The organism is Neisseria sp. P0001.S007 (assembly GCF_051963655.1).
In the GTDB taxonomy this organism is placed as follows: Bacteria; Pseudomonadota; Gammaproteobacteria; order Burkholderiales; family Neisseriaceae; genus Neisseria; species Neisseria subflava_A.
Genome location: NZ_JBQCUB010000003.1, coordinates 84523 through 100501, shown reverse-complemented (window position 1 = coordinate 100501; position 15979 = coordinate 84523). Strand labels below are relative to the sequence as shown.

Here is a 15979-nt window from a genome sequence, read left to right as displayed (position 1 = left end):
GACGGCCTTATTTGGCTTTGCATTCGGCGATGACTTGGGTGAATTCGGAAACGTCTTTAAAGCTTTTATAGACGGACGCGAAGCGGACATAGGCAACTTGGTCGATTTTTGCCAGCTCTTCCATCGCCATTTCGCCGACGATGCGCGAAGCGACTTCTTTTTTGCCCAAACGGTAGACGCGCTGCTCGATAAGGGCAACGGTTTCATCGATTTGTTCTTGTGTGACAGGGCGTTTGTGCAGCGCGCGCTCAAGGCTGGTTTGCAGTTTGTGCGGATTGAAGGGAACCCGTGTGCCGTTGGATTTGATGACTTGCGGCATCCGCATTTCAACGGTTTCAAAGGTGCTGAAGCGTTGTCCGCATTCCAAGCATTTGCGACGGCGACGGATGCTGTTGGTGTCTTCCAGCCATCGCGAGTCGGCTACTTGTGTATTGGGGTGTTGGCAAAACGGGCACTTCATCGGGTTTCCTTGTCATACGCTCGGCAAGGTCGCTAAGCAATTGAATTCATTGTTTGTGACCTATTATTGTAGCGGATTGCGCTATTTTCGTATAGTAAACGCTTTGACTATGGATTAAGTATAAAAAGGCCGTCTGAAAGGGCAACTTGAGCGAAGTTGAGCCTTTCAGACGGCCTTATGTTTTTCAGTCAATCAAACGTCAAACCGATACGCCGACGGCACGGGCGATTTCCAAACCTTCTTCCGCGCTCATGTAAACCGGATTGTCGGGGCGGTCGCTGAGGACAATGTCGCCGTCTTGAAACATCACCAATTCATTGACTGCCAATTGCGACCAGGTTTCATCTCGTGTCAGGGGCAGGGTAGCGATGACAGAAACTTTATCGTTCGGGGTGGTCACTTCTGAAAAATCGACCATGACATCATCGTCCAGCAAACGCGCTTTACCAAACGGGGCTTTGCGCACGATGTAGTGCAGCAAGGTGCTGGCGTGGGCAAACAGGCAGTCGCCGTTGGACATGACGAAGTTGAACAAGCCATAGCGGCGGATTTCATGAGTCAGGCCGGCAATGGCGTCAAACAAAACTTCAGGTTCGGGCTTGGTGGCAAAGCGGCTGCGCAGGCGGTTGAGGATAAAGCAGAACGCGCGTTCGGAATCGGTTGAGCCGACGGCATGGTAGTACTCTTCCTGCTCAGGAAAAAAATCAATCAAATGGCCGTTGTGTGCAAACAGCCAATATTCGCCCCACATCTCGCGCATGAAGGGATGAGTGTTCGCCAACGAGGTCTGGCCTTGTGAGGCCTTGCGGATATGGGCGATAACGTTTTCAGATTTGATCTGATAGGCGCGCACCAAGTCGGCAACAGGCGAGTTGGCGCTGGGTTTGTCGTCGTGAAACAAGCGCACGCCTTTGCCTTCGAAAAAGCCGATACCGAAGCCGTCGGCGTGGTGATCGGTAATGCCGCCACGGCGGCGGAAGCCTTCAAAAGAAAACATGATGTCTGTGGGAGTGTTGCAATTCATGCCGAGCAGTTGGCACATGGCGTTAACCTTTTTTCCGAGTATTTATAGGGTTATTATGGTGTATCGGGCAGGCAGTTTCAATATATTCTTTGCCGTTTTGGGGCAGGTGATACAGGTTGTATCGAATTAAAAATAAAGAATTTCGCTTTGTAGGGGGATTGTTAGGACATTTACTAATTCTGTGCTAACACTTCCCCTATAAAATGCTTTGCAGAACAAAAAGACCTCCTCACATAACGATATGTTCTACTCACAACGAAACATAATTTTCCCCACCATCGTTTTACCTCAAGGAGTGTTCAATGAAACTGAATCTGCAAAAAACCACCGCTGCTGTTTTGGCTGTTGTATTCAGCGCAGGCGCATTTGCTGCCAACAATTACTACAACCCATTTGATTATGGTTACCAAAACTACAAATATGGCAAAAAATGGGGCAAGCCTGCATCTGAAGCCGAAGGTGAAAAAGTGATGAAACACGCCGCTTACCGTTCAGGCGTGTACTACACCAACGTAAACCGTATGCCCGGCAATGCAGACCGCAATGGCGTGAAAACCGTACAGGTTAACGACACATACACCCGTCAAAACCTCGGCCGCTATTCGTTCAACACCATTAAGAGCGGTGACTCTGAAGTATACTACGGCGAGTGGGTCGGCAAAGAATACGCCAAAGGCTCTAACCGCGGCGTTTTCTACTCCGGCGACAAACGTGCTACCTCTATGCCTGTATCCGGTGTAGCCAACTACGCAGTTAAAGGTATCAATAACTACACCGGCAACAACCCGATGGTTGGTACTTTGCGCGCAGACTTCGGTCAACGCGTCTTGACCGGTTCTATGAAAAATAACGCTGTACAGATGGACATCCATTCCCGCATCAAGCCATCCAGCGCATCATTTGAAGGCTACGCCCGCGCCAACGGCCACTTCGGTAAAACCGAAGGCCACTTCTTCGGCAACGGTGCAAGCGCGTTGGCCGGTGTTGCCAAATTTAAGACCGACCGCAATCTGGATACGGCATACGGCGGCGTAAAACGCTAAAATCTGTCTTTAAGTAAAATAAAGCCTGCCATCCGCAGGCTTTTTTAAACACTTGCTTCCAAATTTCTCAAGGTCGTCTGAAACTTGCGACCGGAAAGCCGATCCCATGTACAAACCGTCTGCCTGCCTGATTCTGCTTCTTTCTGCTCCCGTCCTTGCCGCGCCGCGTTCTGATTTTTCAGACGACCGCACCGCGCAACGCCTGTGGCAGGATACCCGCCAAACCATGCAGGAGCAGGAACAAAAAGTGCGCGAATATCATCTCGATATTTCTGCTCCGCATACCGGGAAGACAGCCGAGAGCGACTCCGAAGCCGACCAAGGCGAGGCACTGTTTAATGCTGTCAACCGCAGCGATTGGCAAACCGTTCGCCCTCTGCTGGAGCGTTATACCCAGCAAACCGAATACGATCCCGATATCGCTTCGTTTGCCCGTGCTTCTCTTGCACGAGGCGAAGGTAAGTGGAAAGCCGCCAAACAAGAATACGAAACCCTGTTGCAACGTCATCCCGATTTTACACGCGGACGGCTTGATTACGCACGCCTGCTTTTTGAAGGCCGTCTGAACCGCGAAGCATCTTCTGAATTTGTACACCTTCAAAACGAAGACTTGCCTGAAGCCGTCAAAGAAAACATCGCCCATTTCCAAGATGCCTTGAACCAGCGTCAAAGCTGGAAAGGCAGCCTCTCCGTCGGCGCCGTCCACAATAGCAACATCAACGAAGCCAGCGGCAAAGTGTGGTGTAAAACCGAAATCGACGGCGAATGTTGGGAAGAATTTTCAGGCGACAAACCCATTTCCGCCAACGGCATCAAATACGAAGCCGCCGCCGTCCGCCGCTGGCAGGTTAAAGGACACCACGGCATTGCCGCTCGCGCGCTCGGCTATGGCCGCTTCTACCGCGACCATAAAGATTTCAACGAACACACGCTCAACCTCAGTGCAGGCTATCAGTTTGAAAACCAGCGCCACACTTTCGCCTTCGCACCACTTGTCGAATGGAATGGCAGCGGCAGCAAAACCCTCAACCGCGCCTACGGCGTGCGCAGCGAGTGGAATCTCGACAAAGGCAGCTGGACGTGGAACACCGAAGCCGAGTGGAAACACCTTTCTTATGCAGACAAAACCCGTTTGCTCGACGGCAGCCTCCTCTCCGTTTACAACACCTTGTCTTATTTCCCGCGCAACGACCTCATGCTCTACGGCGGCATAGACTGGCAACAACGCAAAACGAAAGACCCTGTGGACAGCTATCGCCAAATTTCCGCACGGCTGGGTGCGGCAAAAATGTTTGAAGCCGGTTTCGATGCCTCGATTTCTGCGACTTTCGGTATCCGCAGCCATAGGGAAGAGAATGCCATCCTCGAACAACGCCGCCGCGACAAAGAACAAACCTACCGCCTCAGCATAGGCGCGGACCGCTGGAAATTCGCCGACCTTAAGCCCGTCCTCAGCTATAAACACCGCCGTGTCAACGGTAACACCGACTGGCTATACAGCTACAAACAAAACGAAGTCGGTTTGTCACTGGTGAGGTCGTTTTAATTTGCGGTAAAGAGAAATAAAAATGAAAAGGCCGTCTGAAAGTATTTTTCAGACGGCCTGATTGATGATGGAAACGCTGATTTTAAGAATATTGAACTTTGATTCAATGGAAACAGGTTGCTTAAAAACTAGGAGCTGTATTTTCGTTTTGGAAATTTAGAAAAATTCAGACGGCCTTAAAGTGTTTCCAGACAGGGCGGCATTGTTCGGGTAGGTCGGGACAGGCGCCGAGTATGCCGCCGCTGAAGTCGTTGGGGCGGTGGAAGTCGCTGCCTGCGCTGGCGAGAAAGTCGAAACGGTCGGCAAGCAGGGCATAGTTGAGGCGGTCGTTTTTGCAGCAGTTGCCGCTGTGCACTTCAATTCCTGCGCCGCCGAGATTTTTAAATTCTTGAAAGAGGTTTCGTTTGGCGGTGGCGGATAATTCATAGCGCATCGGGTGGGCGATAATGGCCATGCCGCCCGCGCCTGTAATCGCGACTACGCAGTCTTCCAGTGTGGCCCATTCATGTCTGACGGAACAGGATTTGCCGTCGCCCAGATATTTGGTAAATGCCTGCTGTTTGTTTTTAACATGGCCTTCGCGAATGAGGAATTCGGCAATGTGGGTACGGCTGGCCATTTCTTTGTTGGCGGCCAATGCCAGCGCGCCTTCATACGAGCCTGTTATGCCTTTTTTCTCCAGTTTGGCCGCGATGGCTTCCAATCGTTTTAGACGGCCTTTGCGGACTTCGGCAAGCAGGTTTTGCAGGGCTTCGTTGTGTTCGTCAAAGTCCAAACCGACAATGTGGATGGTGCGGCCGCGCCAAGTGACGGATATTTCCACGCCGTTGACGAAGGGGAGGCCGAGGGTATCGGCTTCGGCACGTGCTTCGGCAAGTCCGCCGGTATGGTCGTGGTCGGTCAGGGCGAGCAGGGTGCAACCGTTTTGAAGGGCGAGTCGGACGACTTCGGTTGGGGAAAGCATGCCGTCTGAAACGGTTGAATGGCAGTGTAAATCAATCATGGTTTTGCTTTGAATTTTCTCAAAAAAGGCCGTCTGAACGTTTCAGACGGCCTTGATTTGTTAGAACAGAGAGTCCAGTTGTTGTCTGTTATTGTTGCCGGTATTGCTTGGCAGAACTGGGGTTTCGTCTAATTCTTCACGGGCTGGCGCATTGCCGCTCTCGGTATGGCGGCGGTTTTCATTCGGAACGGCACGATGGGCAGGACGCGGAGCAACGCCGCTGTTGTCCAAGGCCAGGTCGGAGCTGGTGGTCATGCGTTCGCGCATATACACTTCGCCGCCGTTTGTAACCACGCCTTCAGGTGCTTTCATCGGTTTGACGCTGGTGCCTTTCAGGGCGAAGCGCATGTATTCTACCCAAACCGGTACGGCGATTGTACCACCGTAACCTGCACGACCCATGCTGCGCGGTTTGTCAAAGCCGATATAGACGGCAGTCACAACGCTAGGGTTGAAGCCGACAAACCATGCGTCTTTGTTGTCGTTGGTGGTACCGGTTTTACCGGCGATGTCGGCGCGGCCGAGTGCGGCTGCACCGCGTGCGGTACCGACACGGACAACGTCTTGCATGATTTTGTACATGATGTAGGCGTTGCGCGGGTCAATGGCTTGAGGTGCGTTTTCACCGGCTACCAAAGGTTGCATTTGCGCTCTCAGACGGCCTTGGCTGTCATAGATTTTGTCGATGACGTGGGCAGATACTTTGTAACCGCCGTTGGCAAAGACACTGTAACCTTCTGCGATACGCAACGGCGTGGTTTCGCCTGTACCCAAAGCCATAGACAGGCTGGCAGGGATTTCAGACGGCTTGAAGCCGAAGCGTTGGATGTATTGTTGCGCGTAGCCAATGCCGATAGACATCAGGATGCGGATAGACACCATGTTTTTTGAAGCGGTCAAAGCCTGGCGCAGCGTGATGTAACCGGAATAGCGGCCGTCTGAATTTTTCGGGTTCCACACTTTGCCGTTTGCACCTTTGCCCGGCAGGGAAATCGGCGCATCGTTAATCATGGTGGAAGCAGTCATGCCTTTTGCCAAAGCGGCGGAATAAACGAACGGTTTGAACGTAGAGCCGGGTTGGCGCATGGCTTGAGTTGCGCGGTTGAAGGTTTTGCTGTGGTAGTCGTAGCCGCCGACCAATGCGCGGACTGCACCGGTTTTCGCATCTAAAGACACCAATGCGCCTTGCAACAAAGGCTCTTGAACAACGGTAAAGGTATCGCCGCTGCCTTTAACGCGAATGACGGAGCCGCGACGGATGCGGTCATCCCCCATTTTTTCGTTGTTGACGGCACGGGCGGCAAAGCCTAAAGCGTGGCTGTTCAGCGTCACTTTACGGCCGCTTGGCAACTGAATCTGTACACCTTTACGGGAGGCTTCCAATACAACTGCCGGAATCATTTTATCGACGGTGTAAAGCGTAGAAAGGTATTGGCTGACAGTTTCTTCTACGTTGTCGCTTTTGCTCAGGTCGATGTAGTTTTCTGCACCGCGGTAGCTGCTGCCGCGGTCAAAGTTGCGCAGAACTTTGCGCAGGGCTTCGGTAGCCACGCGCTGGTGTGCAGTGTCGACAGTGGTATATACCTTAAAGCCTTGAGTGTAGGCATCTTCGCCGTATTTCTCAAACAGCTCTTGACGTACCATTTCGGCAACGTACAGGGCGCTTTGATCGATGTTTTGTACAAAACGCTCGTAATGCAACTCTTCTTTCAAAGCCTGATCGCGTTGCTGCAGGGTGATCATGCCTTCTTCCAGCATATTGTTCAGAATATAAGTCTGACGCAGTTTGGCACGCTCAGGGTTCACAATCGGGTTGTAGGCAGAAGGGGCTTTGGGCAAGCCGGCCAGCATGGCGGCTTCGGCCAATGTTAATTCATTAACATTTTTATTGAAATAAATTTGGGCGGCGGAGGCGAAACCATAAGCACGTTGACCCAAATAGATTTGGTTGAAGTACAGCTCCAAAATCTTGTCTTTGCTCAAAGACTGTTCGATTTTGTAGGCCAGCAGGGCTTCGTTGAACTTACGGGTGAACGAACGCTCGCTGCTCAGGTAGAAGTTTTTGGCAACCTGTTGCGTAATCGTACTGGCACCGGATTGAACGCCGCCGGCCATGACGTTGCCGATTGCAGCGCGTGCCACACCCCAAACGTCCACGCCCCAGTGGTCGTAGAAGCGTTTGTCTTCGGCGGCAATCACGGCGTCTTTCAAAATTTTCGGGAAGTCGCCGATTTTGGTAAATTCACGCCGTTGTTCGCCGTAAACGCCAATGACTTGGCCGTCTGAAGAATAAATCGTCAGCGGCATTTTTGGTTTGTAGTGTTGTAAAGAGTCCAAAGACGGCAGTTTTGGATAGGTTACCAAAATTGCAATTGCAATCAGACCTACACCAAAAAGAGCCAGTCCTAATAAGAGACCCATGCAGGTCGTTATAATCTTTTTAATCATGACTAGGTAATAATTTTGCCATTAATGGCGATAAATAAAGTAAAATGGGAAACGATTTCTATCAGCCACAGTCAATACTGTGTAAAGAATAAGAAGTCCTTTACGGATAACGAAACAGTTACTCACTCCTAAATGATACAGGGAAGTCAAATCATGCGCTTATTTAAAAGCACGAAAGATACCAAAACAGGCAAGGCTTCTAGCGGATTGAACAACCGCTCTGCCATCGGCGTCGACATCAGTCAACATGCCATTAAGATGGTACAACTGACAGGCCGTAGTTTAAACCAAATTCAGCTGGAAAAATACGTTATTACCAAATTGCCTAAAAATATTGTCAAAGGCAACAAAATTCAAGACTACGATCAGCTTGCTACTTACATCCAGCATACTTACACACAATTACGCAGTTCTTGCAAAAATATTGTTGCTGCCGTGCCACAAAATTTGGCAACAGTCGAGCAAATTATTTACAACCCGCGTGATACCGATTTGGACTTGGAAGAGTTTATCGAGGCGGAAGTCGGCCAATTTGCGCCTATTGAAGAAATGAACTACGACTTTCAAGCTGAAGAAGTCGGTTCGGGTCAGCATGTTTTAGCTGTTGCCGCCAAAAAAGACGATGTCGAGCCACGCATTGAAATGTTTGAAAATGCGGGCTTGCCTTTGTCTGCTTTGGACTTGGACTTGCTGGCGCAACGCAATGCCTTCGTCTATTGGATGAATACGCATGCTCCCGAAATGGCAGAGGAAAAAGTTGCCGTGTTCGGCATTCATGCGACTCAAATGTATGCCCTGATTCTGCAAAACGGCCGTATTCTCTACAAGCAGGAAACGCCGGTCAGTACAGAGCAGCTCAATCAGCTGATTCAGCGTACTTATCAGGTAACGGAAGAAAAAGCCGCTCAAATGATGGCTTCCCAAAACAAGCCTTCCGACTACCAGTCTCAGATCGCCGACCGTTTTAATGTGCAGGTTGCACAAGAAGTTCAGCGTGTTCTGCAATTTTACTATACCACACAAGCTACTGATTCTTTTCACAATATCAAACACATACTGCTGACCGGCTTTACCGCGCAGCAGGCAGGTTTGGCAGAAAGTATTTTCTCGCAAACCAATACGCCAACAGAATATCTGCATCCGATTTCATATGTGGAACGCAGTGCAAAAGTAGAATTGCCGCAGTTTCAAATTGATGCGCCGTCACTGACTTTGGCGTTCGGATTGGCATTAAGGGGACTTTGAGAACATGATCGAATTAACCAGAATCAACCTTCTTCCATATCGGGAAGAGATTAAACAGCGCAAGCAGCAGCAATTCAAAATATTGATGCTTGGTGCTTTTGCAGTAGGTTTGGGCTTGGCGGCCGCTACCTATCTCGGTATTGACAGCGCCATCAGTAATCAAGAAGGCCGCAACAACTTCCTGCAAACCGAAATCGACAGACTCGATAGAGAATTGGGCGAAATCGATAAACTTCAGCAAGAAAAAGAAGCCTTCTTGGCTAAAAAGCTGAAAGTGGAAGAATTGCAGGAAAAACGCTATCAAGCGGCCTATATCCTTGATTCTTTGAATGCGCTTACGCCCGATAATACTTATTTGACCGCGTTGGAAGCAGAAAGCCCGACCAGCTATAAAATCAGCGGTCATGCCATCAGCGACAATAAAATCGCTGTTATGATGCGCTCCCTGCCAAGTACAGGTATTTTCTTGCAGCCTGAATTGTTGAGCATTAAAAAAGTAGATAACTACCAAGAATTTACTTTGAAATCTTCAATCAACCAAGTGAATACGCCGGCTCCTGCACCAACTGCCCAAAGTAGCGGTGAAATGGCCGAACCTGTGGCAGAACCTGCTCCGGAGGCTCAATAATGGCATCTAAAAACCTGAAACAATTGGACGTACAAAACCTGTACCTGCTCAATATGCCTTCAAAACTTTTGCTGGCAGGTTTATTGATTGTCGGTATGTTGGCTTTGGGCTATGTCGGCGTATTTAAAGATCAGATTGAAACCTTGAATACGCAGGAAGCTAAAGAGGAAGAGCTGAAGGAAACCTTTACGCGTAAAAGCATTCAGGCGGCAAGCTTGAACAATCTAAAGGCTGAATTGGCTTCAATCCGTTCTGCATTTGATGTTTTGTTGAAACAACTGCCGACCGACGCGGAAATTCCGAACCTGATTCAAGAGCTGCATCAGGCAGGTTCAACCAACGGATTACGTTTGGACAGCGTTGCACCGCTCCAACCTGAAAACGATGGTCCGATTCAAAAACTGCCGTATCAGATTTCCATTACAGGCAAATACTCACAGATCAGCCAATTTACCCGTGATGTAGGCGATTTATCGCGCATTATTACTTTAGATTCTTTGAAACTCGTGAACGCAGGCGAGGATAAAGAAGGCAAAGGTACTAAAGGCGAGTTGACATTGAGCGCGATTGCGACGACTTACAAAGCGCGTCCGGCCGAAGAGATTGCTGCTGAATTGGCTGCGCAACAGGCACAAGAAGAAGGCAAACCTGCCGAGAATGAGCAAAAATAAAAGAATAGGGAAATCATGAAAAAAATCATCTTACTCTTAAGTCTTCTTCCCTTGGCAGCCTGTACGCAAAGCTATGAAGATTTGACTCAATGGATGACGCAAACCCGTCAGGAAGCAAAATCTAAGATTATTCCGTTTGAAGAGCCGACGGTTATATTGCCTAAGCCGTATAGCCCTCCGAATTTTAAAGGCTTAAATGCGTTTGATTCACGCCGTTTGGACACTGCCCCTAAAGGCGGCAATGCGCCGGATGTGAACCGTCCGAAAGAAACATTGGAAGCCTTCAGTTTGGAAAACATGGCCTTTGTCGGAACGCTGCAAAGCGGCGGCAAGGTTTCCGGATTTATCAAGGTCAAGGACCATGTTTATACCGTTTATCCCGGAAACTACATCGGTCAGAATTACGGCAGAATCCAAAGTATTACCGAAGACAAAATTATCTTGACCGAGCAAGTTGAAGACAGCTACGGCAACTGGGTGTACCGGAAGGCCGAATTGCCATTGAGCAGTAAAGAGGCAGATTCTTCCAATAGCTCAGATAGTTCGAATTCAAATTAATTTAGGGGTCTCACTCGATTATGAAAACCAAGCACATGACAAAATTATTTGCCGGCTTCAGCGTTGCCCTCGCTGTTCAGACGGCCTTTGCAGGCAATATTACCGATATCAACGTTTCCACTTTGCCTGACAACCAAAAAATCATCAAAATCCGTTTCGACAAAGACGTCACCACACCTCATGGTTTTGTAACATCTACTCCGGCGCGTATCGCATTGGATTTTGCCAATACCAATATCCGTTTACCTCAGCCTGTTTTGGAATATGCGGACCCATTGCTGCATCAAATTACTGCGGCGCAAAACAATGACCGCGCACGCGTGGTTTTGGGTTTGAACAAAATCAGCCAATACAATACTGAGATTCGTGGCAACGAAGTTTGGGTGTTTGTAAACGAATCTACTGACCAAACCAATGCAGCCGTTGCAAATGAACGTGTGGCTACGCCATCTACCGCGCGCTCTGCTCAGACTTATCAAGCCGTTTCAGCAGCCAATATCGATTTCCGCAAAGGCGCACGCAATTCCGGCATTATTGAATTGTCCGCCCCAGGTTTCAGCGGGCAGCCGGATATTAAACAGCAGCGCGACCGCGTGGTTGTTACCTTGAAAAACCATACTTTGCCGACACAAGCGCAACGCAGTTTGGATGTGGCTGACTTCAATACGCCTGTACAAAACGTTACGCTCAAGCGTATCGGCAATTCTACCCAGCTCATTATCCGCAACAATAATGCGAATTGGGACATCAATACCAAAGCTTCTTCAGGCCGTTTTGTATTTGAAGTATCGCCTAAAGCCGCCAATACCGAATCCGGCGGCTTGAACCAAAATGCGAACAAATCGTTCAAAGGCCGTAAAATTTCTTTGGACTTCCAAGATGTAGAAGTTCGTACCATCTTGCAGATTTTGGCGAAAGAATCTGGCGTGAATATTGTTGCCAGCGATACCGTCAAAGGCACCATGACTTTGTCCCTGAAAGATGTACCTTGGGATCAGGCTTTGGATTTGGTCATGCAGGCGCGTAATTTGGATATGCGCCGTCAAGGCAACATCATCAATATTGCACCTCGCGATGAATTGTTGGCAAAAGACAAAGCTTTCTTGCAGGCTGAAAAAGAGATTGCTGAATTGGGTCCGCTGTATTCTCAAACCTTCCAGTTGAAATACAAAAACGTGGAAGAATTCCGCAAAATTCTGCGTTTGGAAGAATACGACAGCAATAATTCCAATACCCGCAACACTCTGTTGAGCAACCGAGGCAGCGCCTTAATCGATCCGGCCACCAATACGCTGATCGTGACCGACAACCGCGGCGTGATTGAGAAATTCCGCAAACTGATTGATGAATTGGACGTTCCAACCCGTCAAGTGATGGTGGAAGCGCGCATTGTGGAAGCAGAAGATACCTTCTTCCGCAACTTGGGCGTTAAATTCGGTTCCGGTGGTGCAAGTGGCCGTAATGCATGGGGCAGCAACTGGAGCAATGCGCAAACCAATTACAATACCAATGCCTCGTTTAACCGTGGCGACGTAGGCTACCGCACATGGACTTTGGATCCGAACGTCAGTCTGCCGACCGCAGCCGCAGTCAACAGCATTGCACTGGTGCGTGCGTTCTCGTCCGGCGCATTGGGTTTGGAAATCAGCGCGTCTGAAGAGCAAGGTAAGAGCAAAACCATTTCCAACCCGCGCGTGCTGACACAAGACCGCAAAGAAGCCAAAATTGAATCCGGTACGGAAATTCCTTACCAAGAGGCTTCTTCCAGCGGTGCGACTTCGATTACCTTCAAGAAAGCCGTTTTGGGCTTGACCGTAACGCCGAACATTACGCCTGACGGTCAAATCATCATGACTGTGAAGATTAATCGCGATACCCCGATCGACTGTACCGTGGATTCTCTGACAACCAAGTGTATCAACACCAAACACTTGAATACCCAAGCCATGGTTGAAGATGGCGGCACGCTGATTGTCGGCGGTATTTACGAAGAAGAAAGCACCAATGCAGTGAACAAAGTCCCTGTTTTGGGCGATATTCCTGTTGTTGGCAATCTGTTCAAATCACGCGGCAAGCGTGAAAACCGCCGTGAGCTGTTGATTTTCATCACGCCGCGCATTATGGACAATGTGGGTAACAATCTGCGTTATTGATTTTAGAATGACAAACAGGCATATCTGCAAAGGTATGCCTGTTTTCGTTTTCAGACGGCCTTTCGTTTCAGGCCGTCTGAAAAACGACGAACTTTTCCACGAAACCACCATATCGTATAAAATGACCCACATGGAAAAAATCAACGGTAATTTAATTTTAATCGGGCTGATGGGCGCGGGGAAAACCACTTTGGGCAAGCAGCTTGCCCAAATGTTTGAATGCCCGTTTTACGACAGCGACTACGAAATCTGCACTTCTTCAGGCGTATCCATTCCGACCATTTTTGAGATGGAAGGGGAGGAAGGCTTCCGCAACCGCGAAACCAATATGCTGAAGAAGCTCGCTTCCCGGCGCAACATCGTTTTATCGACCGGTGGCGGCTCCGTATTGCGCAGTGAAAACAGACAGATTTTGCGCCAAAACGGCACGGTTGTTTATCTGCATGCCAGCCCCGAAACCTTGCTGGAGCGTACCCGTTACGACAGTAACCGGCCGCTGTTGCAAGTTGCCAATCCTTTGGGCAAACTGCAAGAGCTGTATGACCAACGCGATACGCTGTACCGTCAAACCGCCCATCTTGTCATTGAATCCGACAGCTGTCACAAAACGCTCAAACGCCTGATACAGGCTTTAGGCGAATAAACACGCTTTGCAAAGGAATACTATGCGCACACTGACTGTCCAAACCCCGTCCCATCAATACCCTATCTTTATCGGACATAAACTGATTGAGCAGGCCGATATGCTACTTCAGCCCTATTTAGGCAAAAAAGCAGCCATCATTACCAACGAAACCGTTGCGCCGCTTTATCTCAAACAGCTTCAGACGGCCTTAGACAGATTGGGCGTGCCGCATTTCAGCATCATCCTTCCCGACGGCGAAGAATATAAAAACTGGCAGACGCTCAACCTGATTTACGATGGCCTGATGCAAAACCGTGCCGAACGCAAAACCACTTTAATCGCTTTGGGCGGCGGCGTGATAGGCGACATGGTCGGTTTCGCCGCAGCAACTTATCAGCGTGGCGCACCTTTTATCCAAGTGCCGACCACTTTGCTCAGCCAGGTTGATTCCTCGGTCGGCGGTAAAACCGCCATCAACCATCCGCTCGGTAAAAACATGATTGGCGCGTTCTACCAGCCGCAAGCCGTGCTGGCCGATTTGACCGACCTGCAAACGTTGCCGCAGCGCGAACTTTCCGCAGGCATGGCCGAAGTTATCAAATATGGCGCATTGGGCGATGCTGAATTTTTTGCTTGGTTGGAAGAAAATATGGCCGACCTGATGGCGCAACATCAAGAAAAAATGGCAGAAGCCGTTTACCATTGCTGCAAAATGAAGGCCGATATTGTTGCCCAAGACGAAACCGAGCAGGGCATCCGCGCATGGCTTAATCTCGGCCACACTTTCGGCCATGCCATCGAAGCCGAAATGGGCTACGGCGTATGGCTGCACGGCGAAGCCGTTGCCGCCGGTTGCGTCCTCGCTTCTCGTTTGTCGCAAATTTTGGGCAAAACCCAACAAGCCGATACCGACCGCATTGCCGCTTTAATGGAAGCCGCCTCCCTCCCGTCCGCACCGCCTGTTTTCTCATTTGAAAAATGGATTGAATACATGAGCCACGACAAAAAAGTCAGCAGCGGCATCATGCGTTTTGTCGGCTTGGAATACTTGGGCAAAGCCAATATCACCGAAATTACCGATATGGAAATCCTCCGCCAAACCTTGCAGCCGTATTTGTGAAGAATGAATGAGGTTTGCTTTAAAATATAAAAAGGCCGTCTGAAAGTCATTTTCAGACGGCCTTTGGTTTTAGAGTTTTGATTCATCGGCTTAAAGCTAGATAAATCATTTGGTTGAGTCGATTATTTAAAGCGTCTTTTTATCTAACTCGGCAATAATCAGCAAGCCGCTGTCAAAGCGTCGGCTGTCGGCCAGTTTCAGACGGCCTTGATGGCGTTTGACAATGGTGTTTGCGATGGAAAGCCCCAAGCCGGTGCCTTGTTGCTCGGTACCGAGAATGCGGTAGAAGGGGTCGATAACGCGTTGGCATTCGCTTGGGGGAATGCCGGGGCCGTCGTCTTCCACCCAGATGTTGAGGTATTCTGCGGTTTCATCAAAGCCTAAATCGATGCGGCCGCCTTTAGGGGTATAGCGGATGGCGTTGTCGGTAAAGGTTTTGATAAGGGTGTAGATTTCAGTGTCGTCGGCGTGGATTTGGCAGTCGTTTTCAACGGCAACACCGATGTCTTGACCTTTGGCCAGCGCCAGCGGCATGAGTTCCTGCAAGACGCGGCGGAACTGGTTTTGCAGGCTGATCAGGGTTTTAGGGCGTTGAGTTTCGGGTGCTTGGGCGCGTGCGAGGGAAAGGAGTTGCTCGAGCAGGTGGCGGTTGCGCTGTATGCTTTGTTGCAACAGGGCGGACTGCTCGCGCGCTTCGGCGGACAGCTGCATATTGTTGAGCCGCTCTGCCTGAAGGGAAAGGGCGGTCATGGGGCTGCGCAATTCGTGTGCGGCATCGGCGATAAAGCGTTGCTGTTGGCGGACATTTTCGTCGGTACGCTGCAACAGGTTGTTAATGGCAACGACAAAGCCTTGGATTTCGCTGGGAATGTTTTGGGTGTCCATCGGCGAGAGGTCGTTGATTTGGCGCTGTTCCAAATCGTTGGACAGGGTTTTGACGGAACGCATGGCGCGGTGGGTAATCCAGACGGTGAGCAGGATAATCAGGGGCAGGGCGAGGAGCATGGGGAGGATGCTCTGTACGGCGGCCATTTCGGCCAGCTCTTCGCGGTAGTCGCTTTCCTGCATGACGGCGATGCGGCCTTGCTTGGTGTTGCGGGTATAAACGCGGTAGTAATCGTCGTCGTCGGCCTGAATGGTGTGCAGGCCGTCTGAAATCTTCTCAGGCAGGCTGACAATGGGGTTGGGCGTATTGGGAAATTGAACGGAAATCTTGTTGTCGTTATCGAGCGAGTGATTCTCGTCATCGGCATCGCTCGGGTCGAGATAGTTCGCGACTTGGCGCAACAGGTCGTCTTGAACCTCTTGGGTCTCGTGATAAGTATCGTAATATGAAAATATGCCTGCAAGGATGGATAGAGGCAGGAGCATACAGATCAGGGCGAGGCTGATCTTGACTTGCAGGGATTGTTTGATGGTGTGGATAAGGCGTTGCATGGTTTGTGTGTTGGTGTT

Annotated in this window: 14 protein-coding genes; 9 read left to right on the top strand and 5 right to left on the bottom strand. The window is 49.9% G+C overall.

Annotation, left to right across the window (positions count from 1 at the left end):
- Positions 1-7: 7 nt before the first annotated feature.
- Complete coding sequence (gene nrdR, locus ACTHRE_RS04575) at positions 8-460, bottom strand: transcriptional regulator NrdR (RefSeq protein WP_440344865.1); 453 nt, start codon at positions 458-460, stop codon at positions 8-10.
- A 199-nt stretch (positions 461-659) separates the two neighbouring features.
- A complete protein-coding gene (locus ACTHRE_RS04570; RefSeq protein ID WP_070584708.1) occupies positions 660-1502 on the bottom strand; it encodes a class II glutamine amidotransferase in 843 nt (280 codons plus the stop codon).
- 284 nt (positions 1503-1786) lie between these two features.
- Between ACTHRE_RS04570 and ACTHRE_RS04565 the strand changes: the two genes are divergently transcribed.
- Positions 1787-2527 (top strand): Slam-dependent surface lipoprotein, encoded by a 741-nt coding sequence (locus ACTHRE_RS04565; RefSeq protein WP_377073670.1) that lies wholly within the window; start codon positions 1787-1789, stop codon positions 2525-2527.
- 106 nt (positions 2528-2633) lie between these two features.
- Entirely contained in the window at positions 2634-4073 is a 1440-nt protein-coding gene (locus tag ACTHRE_RS04560) for a surface lipoprotein assembly modifier (protein ID WP_070645316.1), read from the top strand.
- Between the two features lie 166 nt (positions 4074-4239).
- Here the strand turns inward: ACTHRE_RS04560 and ACTHRE_RS04555 are convergent, their stop codons facing one another.
- Together ACTHRE_RS04555 and ACTHRE_RS04550 are read right to left on the bottom strand one after the other, a co-directional pair.
- On the bottom strand, positions 4240-5076 hold the full coding sequence (locus ACTHRE_RS04555; protein WP_070645314.1) for a PHP domain-containing protein: 837 nt from the start codon (positions 5074-5076) through the stop codon (positions 4240-4242).
- Positions 5077-5136: 60 nt separating this feature from the next.
- Positions 5137-7524 (bottom strand): penicillin-binding protein 1A, encoded by a 2388-nt coding sequence (locus ACTHRE_RS04550; protein WP_440344866.1) that lies wholly within the window; start codon positions 7522-7524, stop codon positions 5137-5139.
- 153 nt (positions 7525-7677) lie between these two features.
- On the opposite strand from ACTHRE_RS04550, the gene pilM reads away from it, so the two are divergent.
- From pilM to aroB, 7 genes are all read left to right on the top strand, one after another.
- Positions 7678-8769 (top strand): type IV pilus assembly protein PilM, encoded by a 1092-nt coding sequence (gene pilM, locus ACTHRE_RS04545; protein WP_039862505.1) that lies wholly within the window; start codon positions 7678-7680, stop codon positions 8767-8769.
- A 4-nt stretch (positions 8770-8773) separates the two neighbouring features.
- Positions 8774-9397 (top strand): PilN domain-containing protein, encoded by a 624-nt coding sequence (locus ACTHRE_RS04540; RefSeq protein WP_107867828.1) that lies wholly within the window; start codon positions 8774-8776, stop codon positions 9395-9397.
- Positions 9397-10068, top strand: a complete 672-nt coding sequence (locus tag ACTHRE_RS04535; RefSeq protein WP_107867827.1) for a type 4a pilus biogenesis protein PilO — start codon at positions 9397-9399, stop codon at positions 10066-10068. Before ACTHRE_RS04540 ends, ACTHRE_RS04535 begins: the two co-directional genes overlap by 1 nt.
- Before the next feature lie 15 nt (positions 10069-10083).
- On the top strand, positions 10084-10626 hold the full coding sequence (locus ACTHRE_RS04530) for a pilus assembly protein PilP (protein ID WP_107867826.1): 543 nt from the start codon (positions 10084-10086) through the stop codon (positions 10624-10626).
- A 20-nt stretch (positions 10627-10646) separates the two neighbouring features.
- Positions 10647-12779, top strand: a complete 2133-nt coding sequence (pilQ, locus tag ACTHRE_RS04525) for a type IV pilus secretin PilQ (RefSeq protein ID WP_440344867.1) — start codon at positions 10647-10649, stop codon at positions 12777-12779.
- Between the two features lie 121 nt (positions 12780-12900).
- Positions 12901-13422, top strand: a complete 522-nt coding sequence (locus ACTHRE_RS04520; protein WP_377073728.1) for a shikimate kinase — start codon at positions 12901-12903, stop codon at positions 13420-13422.
- A 22-nt stretch (positions 13423-13444) separates the two neighbouring features.
- A complete protein-coding gene (gene aroB / locus ACTHRE_RS04515; protein WP_377073665.1) occupies positions 13445-14524 on the top strand; it encodes a 3-dehydroquinate synthase in 1080 nt (359 codons plus the stop codon).
- A 126-nt stretch (positions 14525-14650) separates the two neighbouring features.
- Here aroB and ACTHRE_RS04510 read toward each other — a convergent pair whose 3' ends face one another.
- Positions 14651-15961 (bottom strand): ATP-binding protein, encoded by a 1311-nt coding sequence (locus tag ACTHRE_RS04510; protein WP_377073664.1) that lies wholly within the window; start codon positions 15959-15961, stop codon positions 14651-14653.
- Positions 15962-15979: the final 18 nt, after the last annotated feature.